The 21922-nt window shown below is 40.1% G+C and carries 17 protein-coding genes and 2 pseudogenes; 14 read left to right on the top strand and 5 right to left on the bottom strand.

Features of this window, described 5'->3' with window-relative positions:
• Window position 1: 1 nt before the first annotated feature.
• Window positions 2-200: pseudogene (locus tag PODO_RS30375) on the bottom strand (IS5/IS1182 family transposase); the annotation flags it as partial.
• A 375-nt stretch (window positions 201-575) separates the two neighbouring features.
• Between PODO_RS30375 and PODO_RS03375 the strand changes: the two are divergent.
• Window positions 576-1208, top strand: a complete 633-nt coding sequence (locus tag PODO_RS03375) for a hypothetical protein (protein ID WP_036684787.1) — start codon at window positions 576-578, stop codon at window positions 1206-1208.
• Window positions 1209-1834: 626 nt separating this feature from the next.
• Here PODO_RS03375 and PODO_RS03380 read toward each other — a convergent pair.
• Window positions 1835-3625, bottom strand: a complete 1791-nt coding sequence (locus PODO_RS03380) for a flavocytochrome c (protein ID WP_038568691.1) — start codon at window positions 3623-3625, stop codon at window positions 1835-1837.
• Window positions 3626-3849: 224 nt separating this feature from the next.
• Between PODO_RS03380 and PODO_RS29830 the strand changes: the two genes are divergently transcribed.
• The 5 genes and pseudogenes from PODO_RS29830 (at window position 3850) to scfB (ending at window position 8520) form a co-directional block, all read left to right on the top strand.
• A complete protein-coding gene (locus PODO_RS29830) occupies window positions 3850-5484 on the top strand; it encodes a histidine kinase (RefSeq protein WP_169744736.1) in 1635 nt (544 codons plus the stop codon).
• On the top strand, window positions 5459-6241 hold the full coding sequence (locus tag PODO_RS03390; RefSeq protein ID WP_038568693.1) for a response regulator transcription factor: 783 nt from the start codon (window positions 5459-5461) through the stop codon (window positions 6239-6241). Before PODO_RS29830 ends, PODO_RS03390 begins: the two co-directional genes overlap by 26 nt.
• Window positions 6242-6314: 73 nt before the next feature.
• Window positions 6315-6395, top strand: a pseudogene (locus PODO_RS32265) (SF0329 family protein); the annotation flags it as partial.
• Between the two features lie 458 nt (window positions 6396-6853).
• Complete coding sequence (gene scfA, locus PODO_RS30380) at window positions 6854-7003, top strand: six-cysteine ranthipeptide SCIFF (RefSeq protein WP_076098734.1); 150 nt, start codon at window positions 6854-6856, stop codon at window positions 7001-7003.
• Between the two features lie 122 nt (window positions 7004-7125).
• Window positions 7126-8520: a thioether cross-link-forming SCIFF peptide maturase gene (scfB, locus tag PODO_RS03395; protein WP_038568695.1), complete on the top strand. Its 1395-nt coding sequence runs from the start codon at window positions 7126-7128 to the stop codon at window positions 8518-8520.
• 1383 nt (window positions 8521-9903) lie between these two features.
• Here scfB and PODO_RS03405 read toward each other — a convergent pair.
• Together PODO_RS03405 and PODO_RS03410 are read right to left on the bottom strand one after the other, a co-directional pair.
• Window positions 9904-10854, bottom strand: coding sequence for a HaeIII family restriction endonuclease (locus tag PODO_RS03405; RefSeq protein WP_038568699.1), 951 nt, complete (start codon window positions 10852-10854; stop codon window positions 9904-9906).
• A 68-nt stretch (window positions 10855-10922) separates the two neighbouring features.
• Entirely contained in the window at window positions 10923-12674 is a 1752-nt protein-coding gene (locus PODO_RS03410; RefSeq protein ID WP_038568701.1) for a hypothetical protein, read from the bottom strand.
• A 119-nt stretch (window positions 12675-12793) separates the two neighbouring features.
• On the opposite strand from PODO_RS03410, the gene PODO_RS03415 reads away from it, so the two are divergent.
• A complete protein-coding gene (locus PODO_RS03415) occupies window positions 12794-14035 on the top strand; it encodes a DNA cytosine methyltransferase (RefSeq protein WP_038568703.1) in 1242 nt (413 codons plus the stop codon).
• A 680-nt stretch (window positions 14036-14715) separates the two neighbouring features.
• Here PODO_RS03415 and PODO_RS03420 read toward each other — a convergent pair.
• A complete protein-coding gene (locus PODO_RS03420) occupies window positions 14716-15060 on the bottom strand; it encodes a helix-turn-helix domain-containing protein (RefSeq protein ID WP_038568705.1) in 345 nt (114 codons plus the stop codon).
• A 167-nt stretch (window positions 15061-15227) separates the two neighbouring features.
• Here PODO_RS03420 and PODO_RS03425 point away from each other — a divergent pair, with 167 nt between their 5' ends.
• The 7 genes from PODO_RS03425 (at window position 15228) to PODO_RS03455 (ending at window position 21886) form a co-directional block, all read left to right on the top strand.
• Window positions 15228-15866, top strand: coding sequence for a hypothetical protein (locus PODO_RS03425; RefSeq protein ID WP_052096764.1), 639 nt, complete (start codon window positions 15228-15230; stop codon window positions 15864-15866).
• Window positions 15867-16061: 195 nt separating this feature from the next.
• Window positions 16062-16511, top strand: coding sequence for a DUF8743 domain-containing protein (locus tag PODO_RS03430; RefSeq protein WP_155288078.1), 450 nt, complete (start codon window positions 16062-16064; stop codon window positions 16509-16511).
• 679 nt (window positions 16512-17190) lie between these two features.
• A complete protein-coding gene (locus tag PODO_RS03435; protein ID WP_052096766.1) occupies window positions 17191-17769 on the top strand; it encodes a sigma-70 family RNA polymerase sigma factor in 579 nt (192 codons plus the stop codon).
• Entirely contained in the window at window positions 17762-18613 is an 852-nt protein-coding gene (locus PODO_RS03440; RefSeq protein ID WP_038568709.1) for a hypothetical protein, read from the top strand. Before PODO_RS03435 ends, PODO_RS03440 begins: the two co-directional genes overlap by 8 nt.
• Window positions 18614-18826: 213 nt before the next feature.
• A complete protein-coding gene (locus tag PODO_RS03445) occupies window positions 18827-19939 on the top strand; it encodes a helix-turn-helix domain-containing protein (RefSeq protein ID WP_038568711.1) in 1113 nt (370 codons plus the stop codon).
• Window positions 19940-20051: 112 nt separating this feature from the next.
• The gene (locus PODO_RS03450; protein ID WP_038568713.1) at window positions 20052-21068 is read left to right on the top strand and encodes an ABC transporter substrate-binding protein; all 1017 of its coding nucleotides are present in this window, start codon (window positions 20052-20054) and stop codon (window positions 21066-21068) included.
• On the top strand, window positions 21065-21886 hold the full coding sequence (locus PODO_RS03455; RefSeq protein WP_038568715.1) for an alpha/beta hydrolase: 822 nt from the start codon (window positions 21065-21067) through the stop codon (window positions 21884-21886). The genes PODO_RS03450 and PODO_RS03455 overlap by 4 nt, the downstream gene beginning before the upstream one ends.
• Window positions 21887-21922 lie beyond the last annotated feature (36 nt).

A 21922-nucleotide genomic window follows, 5' to 3' on the forward strand; every position in this document is an offset into this window, starting at 1 on the left:
CTTAGTCTGCCAGGTTCATTATTCGCTTCAAGTTCCGCGAATATCGCCATTGCCCCTTGTATTTGCATCCCTATTAGACCCGAGGACGACGCTACGTCGTACCCGTGCCGATGCCTGAGTTCGCAGTTCTTCGCTTCGATTTTGCAACTTTCTTTTGCCTTCTCCTTGAAATACTCCGTTTCTTGAAATGCCATTTGCTCGTCGGCTGGTCGAATTCGAACCTGTTGTCGTTTGCAATTGAAAGATTAATTTGTAATATTTTGCAGGACTTTGTACTGGGTCTATAGAAGTAATTCTAGCGTCATGGGTGTTTTATCATTCTAAATAAATAATTGAATAAACGGAAGGACGGCCGGGATGCTTGCATTCGCTTGGTGACCAGCTATCTCATCGAATAGAGTGAAGATGGGGCTACAGGTTACTCCTACATCCATCCTAGGATTATTGAACAGATTAACCAAAGACCTGCATAAGTCTCTTGGGAAGGCTGATGGTTTTTCCAAACTTAGCAGGTCACAAAATATAAAACAAAGAAGTATAGTTCAAAGAAATAAATAAAACTAAGTGAGGGAAATATGGGGAAAATCCAAAAAAATATTAATCAAAATAATTTTAATGAAAAGACAAATTTTAATGGACCAACACAAATTGCTGCAGGAGATATCATTAACAACATACAAAACACTAATCATCAAGAGGCAAAATATACGCCTGAACCAACATGGCGGAGCCCATTTACTATGGCTGTTTTAACGTGGATTAGCTTTGCCATTGCAATTGGAGGGGTCCTTCCTATTGGCATTAAAATAGTAAAAAGTGGTCTGAATGTTTTTAATGGAACTCTGAAGGCATCAGTAGGTTTTGAAAGCCAGACTTATTTAATAATATTTGTAATACTGATTATCTTATTTGTGGTTTTTCTTAGTCTTAGGAGAATTGCCAAAAGTCAAACGAGGTACCCTCTGTTTTTTAATTTTGCAATCAGTGGTTATGGTAAAAGATTGACATTAGAGAAAATACATATTGATAAATGTCCTCAATGTGGGGGAAAGATGAAATATTATAATAAACCAGTGGAATGGAGAGAGGTACAGTACAGTGATGGTAGAAGAAAGCGTGAAACTACAAAAAGGGTTCCTGCATTAGAGTGTAAGCGAAATTCAGAGCATTGTTATAGAGTTGACCCTGCCGAAGATATGTTATTATAGTTTTTCGATAAGTGAATCATTTTCAAAATGCATTGACTTGAAAAATTACAGACGACTCCAATGTCATCGTATTACACTTTTATTTTTATGCTGTTTGCATGTCTTGTTATTTGCTAACACGATCTACGATGAGCTTCATGCTGTTGTAAACTAAGGTGACGAGGTTAAAATGTAGTTGAGATACACATTTACGTGTTCTACTGTGGGTCTCCGCTTTTGTTCAAGGTAGACTTGGGCCTGAAGGGGAGGAGGAATCGTATATCTTGTTTCCACACATGTGGAGTCAGTGCCTTTGTTGGTGAGGGATGTAACAGTGATTCAACCCCCTTTACTTACTTAAGTTTTCCAGTGTCTAGGAAATTTGAAGGAACCCTTGTCAATTAGTCACTAAATAATTGGGGAATTTTAATTCCACGAACGGAGAACGATAAAAGAGCCGCGAGTTAGACGAGCGTAGCCCCTAGACTCCACCATAATAAACCGCCCTGTTCGCAATGTTGCTAACAGGGCGGTTTGCTATGTCATAGAGGGCAGCTTGAAAGTTAGCAGTCAACCGGCACTCTACAAGTTATCTTGCACGTTTTTAAGTCTACCTTATTAATAGAGCAGTTACACAAAAAATAAGATTACTCTGCTACAACTTGTTTGCCTGCAATCCGGCCGAATGTGAAGATATCAGCGATGGCATTACCGCCAAGACGGTTTGCACCATGAATGACCCCTGTTACTTCACCTGCAGCGAACAACCCAGGGATGACTTCGCCTTTTTCATTCAATACGCGAGTCTTCTCGTCGATCACCAAGCCGCCCATTGTATGGTGAACGGAGGGTACAGCTTTTTCGATGTAGTAAGGGCCTTTTTCAAGAGATTTCAATCCACCGCGATGTTTGAAATCAAGGTCTTTACCTGTTTTCGCATAATCATTTACTTTATTAATCGTTTCTTTCAAAGTGTTCACGTCGATTTTGAAGAAATCAGCTGCCTCCTCAATCGTATCGGCTTTAAAGAGCAAGCCTTGTTTAACGAGTTGATCGTATTCGTCTTGATGAACTTCTATCGTTTTACCGATATCCTCAATACCTTGGTTCCATAATTGATACGTATATCCGCCCGTTTGGGCAAGAATTGCTTTAGAAATAACGTCTCGACGTTCTAATTCCTCAACGAAGCGCTTGCCTTCTTGGTTAATCAGGATCGCACCATCGAAGCGGGAATCTGCAACAAGGGAAATAACACCTGTCTCAGGATTACAGATTGGATACGTTTGAATACTCTCCATGTTTGTCAGTTTGGCGCCAATCGTTTCTGCCATAACGATACCGTCACCTGTAGATCCTGGTGTATCGGTAGACATATATTTTTCATCCATTTTAGGGTTATACTTTTTACGCATCTCTACATTGGATCCAAAACCACCGGTAGCGATGATGACGCCTTTGTTCGCATGGAATGTGATCTTGTCGCCAGTACCCGAAGTCGCAGTTACACCTGTTATTTTGCCGCTTTCGTCCTTCAGCAAGGTTTCGGCTTTCATATTCGTTTTGATCGTGATTTGATCAGCGTCTGTTTTGGCTTTTAACTTAGTAATCAATTCAACACCTGTATGACCTACAGGAATCAACGCACGTTTTCTGGAATGGCCTCCAAATTGGAACAGATGATCAGGTAAGAACTCTACCTTGATATCATCGCGCAGCCATTCGGCAGATGCTAGAGCATTGTCGGCAAGAATACGAACCATCTTTGGATCCCCGAGGTTGTCTCCGCCTTTCATCGTATCATCATAGAACAAGTCAGCCGTGTCATCAGTGATGCCAAGAGCACGTTCAACCCAGTTGTCCGGCGCATTCATCTCACCACCGGAGATCAATGTGTTGCCGCCAACAGCTGGCATTTTCTCGAGCAGAACTACATTAGCTCCAGCGCTCTTCGCTTCGATAGCCGCACTAAAGCCAGCACCCCCGGCACCGATGACGACAACATCATAGGTTTGCTCGACTTCTTCTTTGTCTTTGCTTCCACTGACTGCAGCGCCAGCGACAAGGGTAAGTCCAGACTTCGTAATGGCATCTTGAATGGCTTCGAGATATCCTTTGCTTGTAACTGTAGATCCGCTAATGGCATCAACTTTTGCGCTGTTAGTTGCCATGACATCTTGCTTGAGCTGCGTATAAACAGGTTCTGCAAGTACTTCATTTTCCTTATGCTCTGTCACTTTAATGTCAGTGATCTTGTTATCTAATAAGGAGACTTGTACTTTAATATCGCCATGTTTACCTTGCCCAACTCCTTCAAAGACTTGAACTCCGTTTGCATCTGCAGCGGGCTCTGCATCTTTACTGCCGCAAGCAGCAAGCGTGAACATAAGACTGAGGACTAGTAGAATAGATAACAGCTTTTTCGTGTGAGTTCGCATAATATCTCCTTCATTCTGTTGTGAATTGGTTACATACCCTAGGGAGAGGAGGATTTGCTAGGCAAATCCTTTATCTCTAGCCTAGACATGAATGTTATTTCATGTGAAAATATGCACAAGACCTATTATAGATTTAGTACAGCATTATGTATTTGCACAGATTAGTGTTTTTTTGTCTTTTTCGGGCATGTAAGAGACGGATATTGTGAAGGGCTATGATTACAATGAAATCAATTCACTTAAAAATCACGTTAATCGCAGGAGGCTGCTTCTTGCTGCTGTTCGTTGCATTGCTTGTAACAATATATTTGGAGATGAACCATACGGTTGTCCCTTTGAATAAGAACTTAACGCAGCAAGTGGTTACTGCACGCAGCGACCAGATTGATTATTGGTTTAATCAGCGCATTGGAGAGATAGACATGCTTGCTTCTCTAGCTTCGGACCATCAGTGGACACGAGATGAATTGCTGCAAGAGTTCGATAAGTTCGAGGCGAAGAAGCAAGTAGAGTACGAATCCATACGTGTGGTGGATATTCACGGAAATTCCTGGTCAGCAAGGGACAAGCCTTTTTCGATACTAAACCGACCCTACTATCGAAAACTGCTGAATTCAGATTCCAATTATGTGGTGAGCAATCCGATCGTATCCAAAGCGAATGCAGCCGAAATCGTCGTCATTCTTTATCGCGTGAATCCATCGGTGAATGATGAGGTAGCTTATATTGCCGCAGCCGTCTCCGTCAAGAAGATGAAGGAGATTGCTCAAGATGTAATGCTATATGACCAGTCAGGCCAGCTTATCGTCGATTGCAGAGAGCTGGGTGAAGAAGATGGAGCGGAGGAGGCAGCAGATAAGAAGAACATGAGTGTATTTGAGGCTCCAATTCAAAATGTGGAAGGCTGGAAGCTAGTACTCGAAGTACCGAATTCAAGTCTATCGCTAGCGGTGATCAAAACCCAGCGGACTGCATTGCTGGTAGGCGTTCTTATCGGTAGTGCGTTTATCGTCTTTCTGATGCTGCTTGCTTCTTCCATTATTCGTCCAATTCAGTCGCTTCGCCAGGTAATGGAAAATGTGCAGAACGGCAACCAAACCATACGAGCAGATGTTACGCGCTCGGATGAGATCGGCGATCTTGGACGAAGCTTCAATGACATGCTTGTTCAATTATACGCTGTGGAGCAGGACCGAAAGGAGATGGAACTCAGACTGATTCATGAGCAGATCAAGCCGCACTTTTTATACAACACATTGGATACGATCCAGTGGATGGCAACGGAACATGGAGCAGACAATGTGGTGGAGATGGTGGAAGCGCTTAGCGCGTATTTCCGATTAGGGCTTGGCACAGGCAGTCCCTACATTCTGCTTGATCAGGAGTTGTACCATGTCGAGAGTTATCTTCATATTCAAGGTGTGCGATATGAGGAGATTCTGGACTACGAGCTACGATATGATGAAAAGCTTGCTCAGTGCCAAGTCGTTCGCTTCATGCTGCAGCCGTTGGTGGAAAATGCGATTTATCACGGGATTAAGCCACTTGGGGATCAAAAGTGTAAAATTTCGATTACAGCATATAAAAAGGCCAATTATATGGTCATTAAGGTTGAAAATAATGGGGTTATGATTCCGAAAGAAAAGCTTGAACAGATGAATCAAGCCCTTCTTGATGATACATATGATCGTTCTGCCACAGGCTTTGGGCTATACAGTGTAAACCATCGCATTCGACTAACTTACGGGGTGCCATATGGCCTTGCAGTGAAGAGCGAAGATGGCATTACCGTTATGGTCATTCGAATACCTTTGGACGGGGAGTGGAATGAAGATGTGGAAGATTGTCATCGTCGATGATGAAACGATCATTCGCAAAGGCTTGCGACAATACATTGAGGAGAGTCCGTATCTTTTTGAGGTTGCAGGAGAAGCGAAAAGTGCAAACGAAGCATTGAATATGGTGGAGGAAGCCCCACCACATGTATGTCTTGTGGACATCAACATGCCGAATATAAATGGGCTCGATCTGATGAATATATTGCGCGAACGCTGCCCGTCGGTTCTGGTTGTCATCATCAGCGGGTACGATAACTTTGAATATGCGCGTCAAGCCGTGCAACTGCAAGCATTCGATTATGTATTGAAACCTGTGCCGAAGAGTGATCTGAACAAGCTGCTTCATCGGATCGATGAGCATCTTCAGGTAAAATATCCTTTGCATTCACATGAAGGCAGGGTGGATAAGGAGCGGGAGCTTCCCGGGTATACAGGGGATGGAACAGTGCTTATCCAAAAAGTGACGGAGTATATTGACAGTCATTATCAGGATCCGGAGCTGTCTATTACTCGAGTAGCAGCGCTATTTCATATCAACCAAACCTATCTTAGCAAGCGTATGAAGCAAGAAATCGGTGCTTCATTCCTTGACTATGTCACCGAGCTTCGGATATCGAAGGCGAAGGAGATTCTAGATGACGTAATGCCGAATATCAAAATCGGGGATCTGGCCGTGAAGGTAGGGTATAAGAGCCAGTACTATTTTAGTCGTGTGTTTAAAAATAGAGTCGGCTCAAGCCCGATAGAGTACAAAAAGCATCCGTTCGGTTATGGATAGGAGGGCCATTCTCGTCCCTCTGCAGCACGCCATAGATGCTATGCTCAGAGCCGCCTTCTATCAAAACGGTTGGATTTTAAACATGAGCGAGAAGATGAAGTTAAAGCATCCGATTGTGCAATATTTTTATGAACTAAGGCGTAGTACATTATAAAAATAAATAAATTCATTGAATATTCAAGAGCAGATAAAATGTCCGGAAGTGTCTTAGGGCTCCTAATATAAGTTTGTTCACACTGTCCACCCACGCATGTGGAGAGTGTCGCTCTACCGGTAAGGAGGGATACAGTGCAATGAGATCCTTATATTTATTGGACTTTAAGGACAAGTATGAGAAAAAATGTTGTTAAAGGAGATGGCATCATTGCCGTCTCTTTTTTGTTTCACTTTTTTAGTATTGCTCTGACTCTGGTTCCCGCTACGGCATCCTACGATCACAAGCATGAAAGACTGAACGGGAATTAGCATTGATGCTACTTTGTTTATATGTTTAATGCCTCTCTACTCTGCTAGGTGACAGGCATCATAGACGTACTTGCGTGATGTTGCTACGATGTTCCATGGAAATTAAGTGAAAGTGATCACAAGAAATTACAGAAGGAGTCATTTATCGTGAAAAGAATCGTAACCCTAAGCACCCGCAAACTGATGGATACCGCAAAACACGGCGGATGCGGCGCATGCCAGACATCTTGCCAGTCCGCTTGTAAAACTTCCTGCGGCGTTGCAAACCAGAAGTGTGAAAATGCAATGAACAGATAGGATTAGGAATTTTACCGCCCATTGCTCTGATGATGGGCGGCTATTTTTAAGAAATGGACGCTTCCTCTAAAGGATGGCAAAGCCGTTTCTACTTGTGTGCAAAAGGAGCTTGATTAGCAAGTATGATTCATCAATATAAACTAAACGGATACAATATCGTGCTCGACACCTACAGTGGCTCGGTACATGTTGTTGATGACCTAGCATATGAAATTATAGCGGATTATGAGAAAACTTCTGTCGACCAAATCGTGACAATGATGTTAGAAAAATATAAGCATGATTCCAGCATTTCTGAGAGTGACATTCGAGAAACCATCGTGGATATCGAGGAGCTTATAAATGATGGACAGCTTTTTACAAAAGATGAGTATGAGAACCTCTCGCTCGATTTAAAAAAACGAAAAACTTATGTCAAGGCACTCTGCCTCAATGTTGCGCATACCTGTAATCTATCATGCGACTATTGCTTCGCTAGCCAGGGGAAATACAACGGAGACCGAGCGATCATGAGCTATGAGGTTGGACAAAAATCCATCGATTACCTGCTTGAAAATTCGGGCCATCATCGCAACCTGGACATCGACTTTTTCGGCGGGGAGCCGCTTTTGGCCTGGAAAGTGGTTAAACAGATCGTAGCTTATGCAAGAAGCAAAGAACAAGAATACAAAAAGAAGTTCCGCTTCACCTTCACGACGAACGGGATGCTGCTGAACGATGAGGTCACCGAGTTTTTAAATCAGGAAATGTACAATGTCGTATTAAGCCTGGATGGAAGGAAAGAGGTTCATGACCGGCTTCGCCAAACGGTTAACGGAAAAGGCAGCTACGATCATATTCTTCCGAAGTTCCAGGAATTCGTTCGAAAGCGCGGAGACCAAGAGTACTATGTACGGGGAACTTACACTCGTAACAATGTCGATTTTACCAATGATATATTTCATATCGCAGACCTTGGTTTTGACAAAATCTCGATGGAACCAGTCATCTGTGATCCAAAGGAACCCTATGCACTTACTGAGGAGGACCTGCCGGAGATATACAACCAGTACGAAATTCTCGCGAAGGAAATGATCGGGCGTGGTGAACAAGGCAAGGGGTTTACCTTTTATCATTACATGCTTGATCTCTCAGAAGGACCATGCATCCAGAAGAGAATTACTGGCTGTGGTTCGGGAACTGAATATCTTGCTGTCACCCCTTGGGGAGAGCTTTTTCCTTGCCACCAGTTCGTAGGGGATGAAGAGTATAGCATGGGGAACCTCTGGGATGGCATCACAAAGCCAGAGCTGCAATGTCAATTTAAAGAGAGCAACTGCTACTCGAAGCCGGAATGCAAAGACTGCTGGGCTAAACTCTACTGCAGCGGTGGTTGTCCTGCCAATGCACTGCACGCGACGGGTTCCTTAATTGGTACCTATGACTTCAGCTGTGACGTCTTCCGCAAAAGAGTCGAATGTTCCATGATGGTGAAGGTGGATGAATCCATTAGAGCGATGGAAGAGCAACCTAACTAATTAAATAACGAATAAATACACGATAACCGAGAAATAGACACTTTTAAATAAAGTGCTCTTTCTCGGTTTTTTTGTACGGAGAAGAAGGACTGTAAGACAAGAGAGACGATCAGTTTCTGCAAAGGGCAGGTCACTGATCGTCTTTTAGTTTGAATCTATGGAATGAATTCTGTGCGATAGGTTTGTATATCGTTTCATTTTCATCTCGTTCTCAAATACTTCTGGGAATTGTATAACTTCAATGCTTCCCCCAAATCGATCCTCCCGAAGCAGTCGATTTCATTTATGAGCAGTTCACAATGCAGTCATTTCTTTTCAAACAGCTCATATTAACTATACTAAAACACGGCTAGTAAACCTCTCAACTGCTAAAAGGGCAAAACGTTATTGGTGATGAAATTATAATCAATAAAGATTCCTTTTCATCAGAAGGGTTTGAACACTATACTGTTTATCAATATGAACTAGAAACACCACTCTATAACATTACAGAAATACATTATAATAATGACTCTTTTTATAGAGTTTATAAAATGGATATGCCGAGTTTAAGCATGAATGATGAAGTAAAAGTATTAAGTATCTCCGACTCTTCTACAGGGCTTGCTATACCCGTAAGTTTTTTGGATGTAAATAATAACAGATTTATTTTGATATTAGAGGCAACACAATTTGAACTGAAAAGAGTCACGGAGTAAAGGTTATTAAATTAATTTTGTGAGAATATTTCCGATTGGTACAAAATAAGTTGCTTCTGCATTTCTTATTTTCTTTTTAAATTACTGTCACGTGAAAATAATGTTATTAGAAAGGCGATTGGTTGACCAATGAATATGAAAAATTTAACCAAATGATTATGAAACAATCAAACAATCAAAGAGTATTCAATAAATAGATATGCCAATGCAATTGTCACCATATCATCTGAGATGAGAGAGTATGGGATAAATGAGGGAAATCTCTTTGAAATCTCAGATCAAGCGATAATTAGTAGGATTCTTCAGCATTCTGATTTTCAATTTAAGGATAAAAAGGAAATTGAATGTACAGCACAGCATTAAAACTTTTCTAAGACTTCTATTGTGCCTTTAGTAGAGAAAATAAAAATTACAGACGATGACACGTAAGCTTTACAGTATAGCTGAGACAGTAAATGCATCGAATATTTCCTTTGTAACAATAAGTGGCGGAAAGACCTATGAAAATGAAATTGATATCTTGTTTATGGTGTTATCCTTTTAATTTTGAGGTTGAAGGGGGTTGTGAAGATGAGGCGGTGGAGGACACGCACTCTTTTCTATATCAAACATTCGTATGTAGTCACTTGTTAGATAATTGAATAGCCATTCCTGTGATATTTAGGAATGGCTAGTATATATCAGTTTAGTCCCAGGGTTCATAATGCCTATATAATGTAGGGGGGACGCCATTCAGTTGAATATCGAATTTTAAACTTGGCTCAACAGCTCTACTTGCATTATGAATTCTTGCAGATAAGTTCCAACCCTCATCACATACAATGAAAATTGTTGTTTTTGAATTAGGCTTGAAATCTATATCATAAAACCTAGATGGTAGTCGCAACCTTGGTAATCGGATTTGAGGTGCAACGTTACCTGATTGTCTGTTCAAAGTACCGTACATTGAATATCCTTGTATTTCAGTAACTCTATTTCTGCCTTGTGCAATCACCTTATAAAAGTCATGGCGACCAAGAAGATAACTTAACAAACGAGAAGGAATATCCGTATACATTTGGCTAAGCCTTTGTAACTCTCGTATAAATGCGTTCAAAACTGGGACATAGAAACGGTCTGCTTTATGATCAAGATCTTTCCAGAGATAGTTTCTGTGCCGCAATTCTTCAAGTTCATCAAATATGGGTCTGATTTCCCTAAAGTAATTTTCTGAAACAGGATAATTTAACCACTCTCTACCGAAATCAATTCTTTGCGAAAGTCTTGAATGTTTTACGGCAGAATGATTATATTTAGCTGATAATCCTATTTCCCATTGGTTTTGATTACGAACAGTCAGGACGTCTCTGACATCACCCTGTTGTCCTCTAGCATCTTGCTGAATTGTAAGTATCAATGGTTGATTATTTTGATGATTTTCTAATTGAGGTTCGAGTCGTCTCAATACCCTTATTGCAGCATCTGCTGCAAAATTAAATTTTTGTTGTAATATAGGATCTAAACAATGAAATGATAACTGAGCATTTAGATAAGTCGGTGTTGTCAAAATCACTATTTGCTGAGTTTCCGATAACTGATGTTGCATTGATTGAAGGCATGCATATTCAAATCCCTTTCCATTTAATACTTGTGCCACCCTTTTCCGCCTACTTTCATTAAAGACTATTATTAGTAAGGCATTGCCGAAACACTATTCTAAGATAATTAATTTTTGATTTGAGTATACAAATATTCTGATGACAGTTTAATAGATGACCAACCATGCGATTCTCCACTGCTGAATTTTACCCTCAATGAAATTTGTTCCTTACCATTATTCCATAGAAGAGTATTTTGTATTTTGCTAGGAGTATTACAAAGAACTCTTACATCGCTAGTTATATCATGATGTTCTATATAAAATGCCTTGTTCTGTTCATACGCAGTAATAATCATAAGAGCTTCTCCTAATAAATGCTCAATGCCTCTTTTTAAATTATCCTGAGGTGCTGTCTCTAACGCTGTTCCAATTTCTTGGGATATTTTCATTAAGCAATCTTGACGTGACAGACCATGATTATATTCTTCTTTTATTTCTGTTACTAGCGATTTTAAGTCTGTTCTGATATTAAAATAAGTTTTATCGAGTATAGTACCGATTCCAGGATTTTTTGTTGTGATTTTTTGACCGATTTTTCGTATGGCTTTTAAGGAAATGTATAACTCTTCAACGTGACTATTAGCAAATCGAATTGATATTTTTAAGTCTCCAGTATTTAAACGGTCACTTGTATAAATGTCAGCAACAATCTGAATTCCTTCAACTAAAACTGCCCCTTTTTTTTCATAAATATAATTTGCAATAGTTTCTGCTGTCTTCTCAGAACTTTTTTGGATAGCGTTAGCTGTTGCACTATCAATCTTTGGTAAATAATTAGATAAAAATGCGGCGCATTCAAGATCATCAGCTTGAATAACATTTGGGTGTTTTTTTAGCATCCAATAATATGCGAATGCTTCATGGCATTTACCGACCGCGTTACTTGTATTTTTGTTAGGTGAATGAAAAGTTTTAGATATAATATCATCAACTTTTTGTATTGTGCCTTTATTTTTATTAATGATATGGGATGAAAAATCAGCGATTTTATCATATTCTTCAAAACCGGTTGCTAGCTTTATGGAAGAGTCAGGTTTGTTTTCAAACTTAAAGCGAAGTGTTAATGCTACTGTTCCACATTGTATTCCGATGGTATTTCTGCCCTTTTTATATACAACAATTTCATGATAATTAGAAATTTCAGGTTTGAATTCTTCTATTATTATTTTTCCTTTAGTAATTCGAGTTATAATATTTGTTTGATCCACCATTAATAGAGAATTAAAGGCATTCATGAATCCATCGTGATTGCTATTATAGGTTTCTTGTAGTAAATTGAAGCAATAATCGCGGATGCTTAATAAAAAGCGATCTCTGCAAACATTACTGTCATCGTCAAAGCTGGTAAATAAGCTCCTTACTTTTGCTTTTAAAAGCTTGATTTCTTTTATATAGCTATAGTCAACTTCTTTTAGATCTAAAAGCTCTTTTAGATATTGAATATACTCCTGTTCAACAAAAAAATTGAATCTATCTTGTATATCGACAGAGAGGAAATGTTTCGAAAGGAAACTTTTGGCACCTAAATTTTTAGGTTGAATGGACCCTTTTCCTTGTACAAAAAATAGATTAATGGGATACTTAATACCGTCTTTAGTAATCATTAGATCATTGTGTTTATCAGGATTTTTCTTGTCTAACTTACAAGTAATCTTTGTTGGTAAATCGAATTTATTTAAGATAAATGTAGCTGTCTCCCTAGAGGATTCTGAGATGTTGGCTGACCAGTCAGCATCGTCACCCACTGATGTTTTTTTGAGGAGAGCCATGTGAACTTCCTGAACATGTTGGTCTCCAATGAGTCTTGATTTAGCCATATTGAGTCTCCTAGCTTCAAATAATATTATGTATTGATCGTTTTTAATAATACGAATATAATAAATACAAACAAATGTTCTAGGTGCTGCACTACTACAGCATGGAAGGGTCGAATTAAATGAAAATTGATAAACGTGGTCGCGCAAAATATAAACCATCTCTGGACCTCAATATAGAAGAAATCAAGAAATTTTTAAATGAAAAAATAGAAGAGGAAATGGTTCTTCACGATCTGAAATATGATCTTGAAGGTACACTTCATTATAATATAGGAAAGCTTAATCTTGTGTCACTATTTTGTGGCGCTGGTGGTTTGGATTTAGGCTTTGAGTTAGCAGGGTTACAAGCTACTATAGGTGATGATGAAGCATTGGAAGCTTTTAAAGATAAAAAAACTTATGATATAGTACGAAATCAAAGCGTTTTTCATACCGTGTTTGCCAACGATTTCTTTAAGGAAGCATTAGATACTTATAAAGTTAACCATCAAGATCATGTGAATGTTCTGAATGGTGATATCAGAAAAATGAAAGAATTTCCGGATGCAGATATTGTATTGGGAGGGTTTCCATGTCCAGGATTTTCGGAAGCTGGTCCAAGGTTAATAGATGATAAACGGAATTTTTTATATCTCCAATTTATTAGATGCCTCATACAATCAAAGCCTGCAATATTTGTTGCAGAGAATGTAAAAGGTATGTTGACTCTTGGAAAAGGAGAGGTGTTTAAACAGATTAAAGAGGATTTTGAATCTGTTGGTTATAAAGTTACTCACAAATTATTGAATGCTAGAGAATATGGTGTACCACAGTTAAGAGATCGAGTATTTTTAGTAGGTGTTAGAAATGATATTGATTTTAATTATGAATTTCCTTCTCCTACACATGGTATTGGAGAAGGAAAAGCCCCTTTTATAACTCTAGAAGATGCAATTGGAGACTTAAGGGAATCACCAGGTCGATCTTATGAAGGTTCATTTTCTTCGATCTATATGTCGCGAAATCGGAAGAAGGCCTGGCATGAGCAAAGTTTTACAATACAAGCCTCAGGTAGACAAGCACCAATCCATCCTGATGGTGTACCTATGAGAAAAAAAGGAGTAGACTCCTGGGAATTTCCCGATGGCGAAGAGAATAATCGTAGACTATCCGTAAAAGAGATTCAGAGAATACAAACCTTCCCTGATTGGTATGAGTTTTGCTCCGGAGCGGAAGAAGGTAATATGAGAAATGCTCATGTGGATAAAGTATATAAACAGATTGGAAATGCCGTCCCTGTTATGTTGGCGAGAGCAGTAGCTAGACCTATTGCTGAATGGGCTAAGACATATGTAGCGAATAACAATAAAGTATTGCAATAGGAAGTTATTGCACTTAAAGTATTAGAAATTAAATCAAATTTATGATTTTATGACTGTGTTAATTACAGATGATATTTAGCAATACTATTTCCTTTGAAGCCGAGTATAATTCAGGTACTTATACTGAGTTACGCTCGGCTTCTTCTATGCTTCCTGCTAGAGAATATTCAGGACGGATATAAAGATTATTAAAATATCCTTACAACTCACACTCTCCGTTTATCGTATGAGATCTTCCAAAAGAAAATGTTTTTGCTTTTAAAAAAGAGATAACGTCAGGCAATTGTGATAAGGATATTTTTCAAGACTAAATGCAAAGTTGAAGTCATGCGAGAAGTATTAATAGTCAAAGTTAAATAACATCCCCGATTAAAGTTAATCTGAGCACATAGCTATTAATGGGCATAATGGTAACAGACCAACACATCTAAATTATCTGTAAGGCGTTTCGTCTTTATGTTCAGCTAGGTCTATAACTTCGCCAGCGTATTTCAGAGCCTATAGACCAATACATCTCATGAACTAAAGACACCGGTAGATGGCATATTAAACCTCTTCAATTTAATGCTAGGAGGACGTACGTTGTGGTGCAGTACTACACAACGATATGGTAATGTATTTTTTCTTATACAGAATTTTAAATTTAAATATATTTGTAATGAAGTTAATATTTAAAATTCCTACTTTTCTCTCTTATCTAATCCCGTAGCAGCAATCACTTCCCGGGTTACTCGAGTGAGTGCTGCTATTTCCTCTGCACTTTTACTGCTTAGCAAAGCCATATGCTCATCCAGCGCCTTGCGACGCTGTGTCTCATCCTCGAAGCGAAAGAATTCTATAGCTGGAACATCAAACGCCGCAATAATTTTTTCTAGTGTCTCTAATGAGATATTTCGATCTCCTCGTTCGACACCACCTATGTAACTGTAGTGAAGCGAAGCAGCTTCGGCAAGTTGTTCTTGTGTCCATCCTTTTGCTTTTCTAAGCTCGCGAATGCGATTGCCGACGCTTTCTGGTAAATTCATAGGATCACCTCTACATTAAGGTTAGAAGAGGAATGCTAACCGTAACAGACTATTAAAGGCAACTTGATAATAATTAAAACTGTACTTATTAGTACTTTTTATATTGACCCTCTAGATTACAAAATATACAATGAAGGTATAAATGGATAAAAAAGGGGGATTTACGGTTGCATCTCTCTATTCTTAAAGCCTTCAACCCGGATGTTCTTGTCGAAATGTTGGAAACTGCACATTACTTTGAAAAGTGGGATAAGCTGCTATACACTGCTGATATTTTGCATAGCTATGCCCAGCGTATATATGAAGAGCGACTGTACTATAAGGCGATGGGGACGACAATACCTCTAATTAAGATGCAGCATCCACTTGTTTATTATTTTGGGTTCAGTCAACAGATGCGTGGAGTTGCATATCAACATCTGGGGGATTACGAGCAAGCCAGGGATAGCATTTACAGATACGTAGAACTTGGATGGTTGGAGGATTTAGGACCGGACGGGCAAGAGATTGCTCGTGAATTTCGATATTTGGCAAAAATGAATTTATATGCCGTAGAGATTTTATCTGGAAAAGTAGAACTTCTGCATGATTATGCTTGCTTTCTACAGACCTATCCCAATGGACTACTTGATGGGCTGGTTGTAATTATGCAAACTGCGCTTTGTTTTGGATTGAATGTGGATGAGCAGTTGAGTCACTTAAATGATGATGTAAGTGAAATCAAGTTAGAACAAGATAAAACCGCACAGTCGAAGTACAGAAGATTTTGTTATCTGGTGGATTTATATAATATGTGGAAGTACTAAATATAATGGTTTAATCACCAAATTATACATACTTAGTGGAGGAATTCTCATATAAAAAAATATTACTAATGATCCACTCGTCCGCGCGGCACGAAAGAATACTATGCCAACCAGCTTGCGGGCAAAAATGTGCTTGTTGGTTCTGTCCGGGGACCCGAACAAGTGGAGGTGGCGCTGCAGAAAGCTTTTTATCATATGCCGTTAAGGAATCTTGCAAATCAGAAGATACTAACGCAAATTGAATACGTAGCGATGTGCCAATCCCGCAAAAAGTTCATTGATCCTGCAAAAACGGGGATTCACTGGATAGGGAAAGTAGCGGATTGGAAGGTGCTGCGGCGTAATGAGATTAAAGAGGTTCCTTGTCGCCCGGGTACTGAAGAAGATCTGTATGTACGATTTACGGTTGAGGAATGGAAGAGTTTAAACGCGCCTATCACACTAGGAGGACAAGGGATCTATACGGTGCTTTACACGAGCAAGTACATCCTGGATCGGGCCTTGGAGATTGCTGAGCTCCGTCTAGAAACGGAGGAAGAGCTTCGTGAATGGCGGGAGAAGCGCCGAAAGGGCAGAGTGAAGGTGAAGCTGGATCATGAGCAGTATGTGGACTTAGGGAAGGTTGTTGAAGTTCGGAATATTTAGGTTAGTGAAAATGAAGTAAGGTGAACGGAACGAAAACATCATCGAACTCAAGCTGAATCATACAAAAGTGGATTTGGCTATAGTGTAGCTAGCGCGGATACTTTAAGTATTCGTGCTAGCTTCTGGTTTTGAAGTGATGGTGTATAATTCGGAAAATGTGCTAAAAGAGGTATACTCCGGCGAATTATTGTTTTTTTTGGTTCGTGAGAGATTAAATTGGAAGATTAGTACTGTGGAAATTATTAATGAAATGAAAGGAAATTTCACTTGAACAATTGAAGTACATAAATTATGAAATTAATTGTAACGCAGAGATTCTCCCCTTTTTCACCTCCCTATATCCACCCCGCAACTCTAGTATCAACGCTTTCGCGGATAACACTCTTTTACCGCCATTGTTTCGTCCACTTGCCTATAAGCTCGCCGAAACATCGGCTGACCTTGTTCATAATAGAATTTCCCTTATCCCACAAATTCGGCTCGAAGTTGCTGTATGTTCTATTGAATGAATGTTGAAAAAAGCCGCTGGCTTCCGCGTTTTTTCTCACTATCCACAATTATCAAAACATTTTGTTAATGCTCCGCCCTTTTCTCCGTATTAACATATGTAAGTTTCTTCACAACAAATTGCGCAATTTGTTTAGCTTTTCGATGAAGGTGAGGTGGAAGGAGGGTGGAGATGGAGGTTATCCAAGGTAAAGTGGAGCGTTACATGAATACCGAAAGATCACGTGAAGCTATCATGTCCAAAGAGGAATTTACCCGGATGTATGATACGTACTACCAACGTGTTTACAAATATATCTGTTATCGGATTAATAACCACCACGCGGCAGAGGACATATGCAGTCAGGTGTTTGAGACTGTGATGTGTAAGTATTATAGTTTTTCACAAGAAAAATCGAATTTTGAGGTGTGGCTGTTTGCCATTGTAAGAAATGCTGTGACGGACTACTTTCGGGCGCAGAAGAAAAGAAGCTATACCTCACTGGATTCGTTGCTGGAGCTTATATTTCCCAAGCCGTCTCCTGAGGAGCTGGCGATCCGTGAGGATAATAATCAGGCACTATTCAAGGCGCTCTCCAAGCTGCGTGAGAAGGAACGCAATATCATTGCAATGAAATATGGGGCTGGGCTGAAAAATTCCGAAATTGCACAGATCTTGGGAGTTAGTGAGTCCAATATCGGTGTCGTAGTATATAGAAGCTTGAAAAAACTGCATATTTCCTTAAAGGCAGGAGGGTTCAAAAATGAATAAGAAAGATGATCTCACCAAATTCAGCAAGACCATAGAACGGCTTGAGAATGCCGAACAGGGCAGCACTACCGCCAAAGAAAGAATCTATAACCGCTTGATATACAAATTGGACCATGGGGCTCTTAGCCCCCAATCAGAGATAAAGGACGGGATAACGATGAAAAAAAGCAGCTGGAGAAATGCAATAGTGATTGGCAGTGCAGTAATCTGTCTGGGTGGAGCATTCTCTGCAACCTCCTATGCACAGGACATGTTCCAATCGATAATGGCAAAGTTTGAAGTAGGAAATCTCGAAATCACGCAATACGATAAGGAAATTCCTTCGGCTGCACAGTCAATGACTCCATCTGAAGATGCCCAAGGCGGGGAGAATGCGGTCATTGAATTGCCGGTTGCAGCTAAGTTAAATCTGGATGAAGCCCGTGCAGCACTTGGTATGAACTTCCCGGCACCCGACTGGATGGGAGACTATGAGTTTGTGAATTGTGTTCTTCAGGGGACCAGCATGGTTGAAGTGCAGTATAATTCCGGAGAGAATGCTGTGGATTTTCTAATCTCCAAGGGCGGGGACAATGGGATCAGCACTACGGAAGAAGTGAAGACAGAAGTAATCAACGGGACTAAAGTTTATTTTGCAAATGGAATTGTGATTTGGGAAGAGGATGGCTATACAGTAGAGTTGTATTCCCAAGTAGATTTTGACCAAGCTACACTAGGGAAAATCATTGATAGCTTTAACATTGGTGCGCCTGTTCAGCCTTTAGAGCAAGGTCAAGTGAAGGAGAACTTGCAAAAGAATGGAGCAGCGGTTGCAGCTCCGGCTCCGGCTGTAGATTCAAAATAAAAGACTTACTCCGGGCAGCAGCAGCCTATAGTTACACACAGAAGACGCGAGGGGATTAGTCCCCTGAGCGTCTTCTTTTTTGAGCACACTTTTATAGAACGTTCCCCAACCATTGCCACCCCCCAAAAACAAAAGTATAATTGATAATGATTATCAATTAATGAATGAATAAAGAGTTAAGTGCATTTATATAAGCAGTAAAGAGGTGACAGAATGCAAAAACAATCGCAAAAGACGGATTTAACTGAGGTTAGAAGATATATTGAAGAGAATTTCACGAAGCACTTGTCTTTAGCACATTTAGCTAATCTTTCTGGTCTTAGCTCCAGTTATTTTTCCTCGGCGTTTAAACAGGAATATATACAAAGTCCAATGGAGTTCGTTACGCAGCTGCGGATTCAAAAGGCTAAACAATTATTGCAAAAGGAAGACGTGCGCTTGAAGTTTATAGCAGAAGCGGTTGGATATAGTGATGAGTTTTATTTTAGTAGAGTGTTCAAAAAGGTCGAAGGGATATCCCCAACGATGTATTCCAGCCAGCAAAAATCTAATATCGGAGTTGTAACTGGGAATATGATGGGGTATCTACATGCGGCAGGAATCATCCCGTTTGCTGCACCTTTAAGTGCAAAGTGGACACCGTACTACTATAATTTGTGGGCGCAAGAAATCGAGCATAAGGTAACCTTGACGCAAAATAAAAATTATTGCAGCCCAAATGAGCTATTGCATTTGCCAATTGATCTTCTTATTTCTCCAAAAGATTTGTCGTCAGAGCTGGTAAAACAGATAGAGGATCATTTTCCAATCTATTGGCTGGATGATAAGCAAGATTGTTTAGTAGCCTTAACTGAACTTGCTGCCCGACTAAATAAACAAGAAGAAGCGAAACAGTGGATCACGCAGTATAGGGCAAGATTGGAAGACGTTCGGCGCAGGTTAGACTGGACCACTAATCCACCTAAAGTTCTAGTTATACGTATCTATCAGCAGCAAATCTTTGCTTATTGTAATACAGGCATTCAGCATCTTTTATTTCAGGATTTGGGTGCAGAATCTAGTTATGAGCAGCCTGGTCTATATAATGCCGAGATTACTTTTGAAGAGTTAAGTAGATTGAAGGTAGATAAGCTATTTACGATTATATGCCCCGATGATGAGTCCCGCGCAACATGGCATCATTTGCAGAGAGAGGTTGGGTTCAGACAGTTAGAGGCTATTAAGCAGCAACAAATCTATGTTATTCATTCTGATCCTTGGTTTGAATACTCTCCTGTGGCTTTAAAACGAATGCTAGAGGAAGTTGCAGTAATGATGATACCTTGAAAATGTACATGTCTAATCATAAGATGTTACATGGTCAATGCTTCCTATCTCTTATACACTCAATACTGAGAATGATTATTATTGAGAATATAGGAAAGAGGGAAGGTCTATCATGAAGGGGTTTAATACAAAAATAATAAGTTATGTTGTAATGGTTAGTTTATTATCCATTCTACTAACAGCTTGCGGCGGCAATAATACAGCGAATCAGCAAGCAACAGATACTCCAGTAACAACCAGTGAAACGAGTGCAACTGCAACGGATGAACCAACTGTACAAGAAACGGAAGTAGCGGCTAGAGAAGCGTTTGTAGTAACTGATCAAGTAGGCAATACAGTAAACATTCCGGGGACTGTACAAAAGGTGTATGCCCCTGGTTTAGAGGATTATTTAGTTACCCTTGGTGTAACCCCAGTAGCCCAATGGTCCACGGGTGAAAGACCGCAGCAGTATCTACAGGATACGTTAAGTGGTGTACAAGAAATCAGCTTCGCTAATGGTGTTCCCTCTCCAGAATCTGTAGTAGATTTGGAGCCGGAATTAATTATATTCCCCACTGCTTTTTATGCACAAAATGGTGTTTATGAAAACTACTCGCAAATTGCTCCAACTTACGTGTTTAAGAATGCACTCGGCAATGTAGTGGAAGCCACAGAAACGATTGCGAAATTGCTAGGTTTAGAGGATAAAGCAACAGAAGCTATTGCTGCTTACAATACAAAGCTGGAAGCAACTAAAGCACATTTAGCCAGCGTTTCTGCCGGTAAAAAAGCAATTTATATTAATGCGAATGCTCGTGCGATCTTTTTAGTGGGTAACTTCCATTACGGGGGTTATGTGCTGAGTGAGCTAGGCTTTGCTCAAAGTGCTCTTGTAGAAGGTGAAATGTCCGCTGATATTTCGCTGGAAATGCTGTCTGATTTAGATGCTGATTATATTTTCATTAACGATAATGATGGTCTGGGAGATGCCTTCCTGGCAGACATTAAAGCTAGTCCTTTATGGAAGGCGCTGCCTGCAGTTCAAGCAGGTAAAGTGTTCGAGGTGGATGGCGATCACTGGAGATCTAGCGGATTAATTGCTTATCAAAAAACGATGGACGATATTGTAGCGTTCCTGCTGCCATGATTATCAAACCGTATGTAAAACCAAACTATGAAACGATGCTGATCACGAGTAAAGCTAACAATAAGGACTATGAAATTTTTATTGCCAAGCCTTTGGATGAGCCTGCAAAAGATGGCTACGGTGTCATTTATGTTCTTGACGGTAATGGACTTTTTGAAACCGCTGCTGAAATCACCCGATTGCTGACGCGTAAGCCTAAAGGCTATCCACCCGCGATTGTTGTTGGCATTGGTTATCCTGGAGGTGAGGCGTTTGATACCGTGCGTCGAACCTATGATTTAACCATGCCAGCCGAGCTCGCGAATTTACCGAAACGTCCCAACGGCGAGCCTTGGCCTGAATTTGGCGGGGCAGATGAGCTGCTAGCTTTTTTTGAAAAAGAGTTAATGCCAGCCATTGCCCAGCGGTTCGTTATCAATAAGCAGAAGCAAGCATTGTTTGGTCATTCCTTTGGCGGATTATTTGTTCTGCATGCCTTATTTACACAACCTACCTTGTTTTCGCATTATATTGCAAGCAGTGCTTCCATCTGGTGGAATGACTACGCACTTTTAAAGGAATATGAGAGTTTTAAAGCTGATTTACACAGCAATACGTTAAGTCAGTTACCTAAAACACTTATGATTGCCGGTGGAGAAGAGCTGGATTATATGGTCAAGGATAGCTTGGATTTATGTAACAGCATGATGGCCTTACACCTTCCAAGCTTTGAAGTAAACTGGGCATTGCTTGAGCAAGAGGAGCATGTAAGTGTAATCTCGGGTGCGATTAGTCGGGCCGTCAAATTTTTGCTTACCACATCCTCTGACTTGCGTTAGAAATCATATTCGTTTGCATCTGAGCTGGCCCTTGGC

This window comes from Paenibacillus odorifer, assembly GCF_000758725.1.
GTDB classification, from domain to species: domain Bacteria; phylum Bacillota; class Bacilli; order Paenibacillales; family Paenibacillaceae; genus Paenibacillus_AQ; species Paenibacillus_AQ odorifer.

What these genes read in the sequence shown, in the direction of transcription:
- scfB (WP_038568695.1), top strand. Translation starts at nt 7,126, where the DNA reads ATGATTCATCAATATAAACTAAACGGATACAATATCGTGCTCGACACC.
- PODO_RS03380 (WP_038568691.1), bottom strand. Translation starts at nt 3,625, where the DNA reads ATGCGAACTCACACGAAAAAGCTGTTATCTATTCTACTAGTCCTCAGT.
- PODO_RS03445 (WP_038568711.1), top strand. Translation starts at nt 18,827, where the DNA reads ATGCAAAAACAATCGCAAAAGACGGATTTAACTGAGGTTAGAAGATAT.
- PODO_RS03430 (WP_155288078.1), top strand. Translation starts at nt 16,062, where the DNA reads ATGCCGTTAAGGAATCTTGCAAATCAGAAGATACTAACGCAAATTGAA.
- PODO_RS03440 (WP_038568709.1), top strand. Translation starts at nt 17,762, where the DNA reads ATGAATAAGAAAGATGATCTCACCAAATTCAGCAAGACCATAGAACGG.
- PODO_RS03450 (WP_038568713.1), top strand. Translation starts at nt 20,052, where the DNA reads ATGAAGGGGTTTAATACAAAAATAATAAGTTATGTTGTAATGGTTAGT.
- PODO_RS03375 (WP_036684787.1), top strand. Translation starts at nt 576, where the DNA reads ATGGGGAAAATCCAAAAAAATATTAATCAAAATAATTTTAATGAAAAG.
- PODO_RS03415 (WP_038568703.1), top strand. Translation starts at nt 12,794, where the DNA reads ATGAAAATTGATAAACGTGGTCGCGCAAAATATAAACCATCTCTGGAC.
- PODO_RS03390 (WP_038568693.1), top strand. Translation starts at nt 5,459, where the DNA reads ATGTGGAAGATTGTCATCGTCGATGATGAAACGATCATTCGCAAAGGC.
- PODO_RS03420 (WP_038568705.1), bottom strand. Translation starts at nt 15,060, where the DNA reads ATGAATTTACCAGAAAGCGTCGGCAATCGCATTCGCGAGCTTAGAAAA.
- PODO_RS03410 (WP_038568701.1), bottom strand. Translation starts at nt 12,674, where the DNA reads ATGGCTAAATCAAGACTCATTGGAGACCAACATGTTCAGGAAGTTCAC.
- PODO_RS29830 (WP_169744736.1), top strand. Translation starts at nt 3,850, where the DNA reads ATGAAATCAATTCACTTAAAAATCACGTTAATCGCAGGAGGCTGCTTC.
- PODO_RS03435 (WP_052096766.1), top strand. Translation starts at nt 17,191, where the DNA reads ATGGAGGTTATCCAAGGTAAAGTGGAGCGTTACATGAATACCGAAAGA.
- PODO_RS03455 (WP_038568715.1), top strand. Translation starts at nt 21,065, where the DNA reads ATGATTATCAAACCGTATGTAAAACCAAACTATGAAACGATGCTGATC.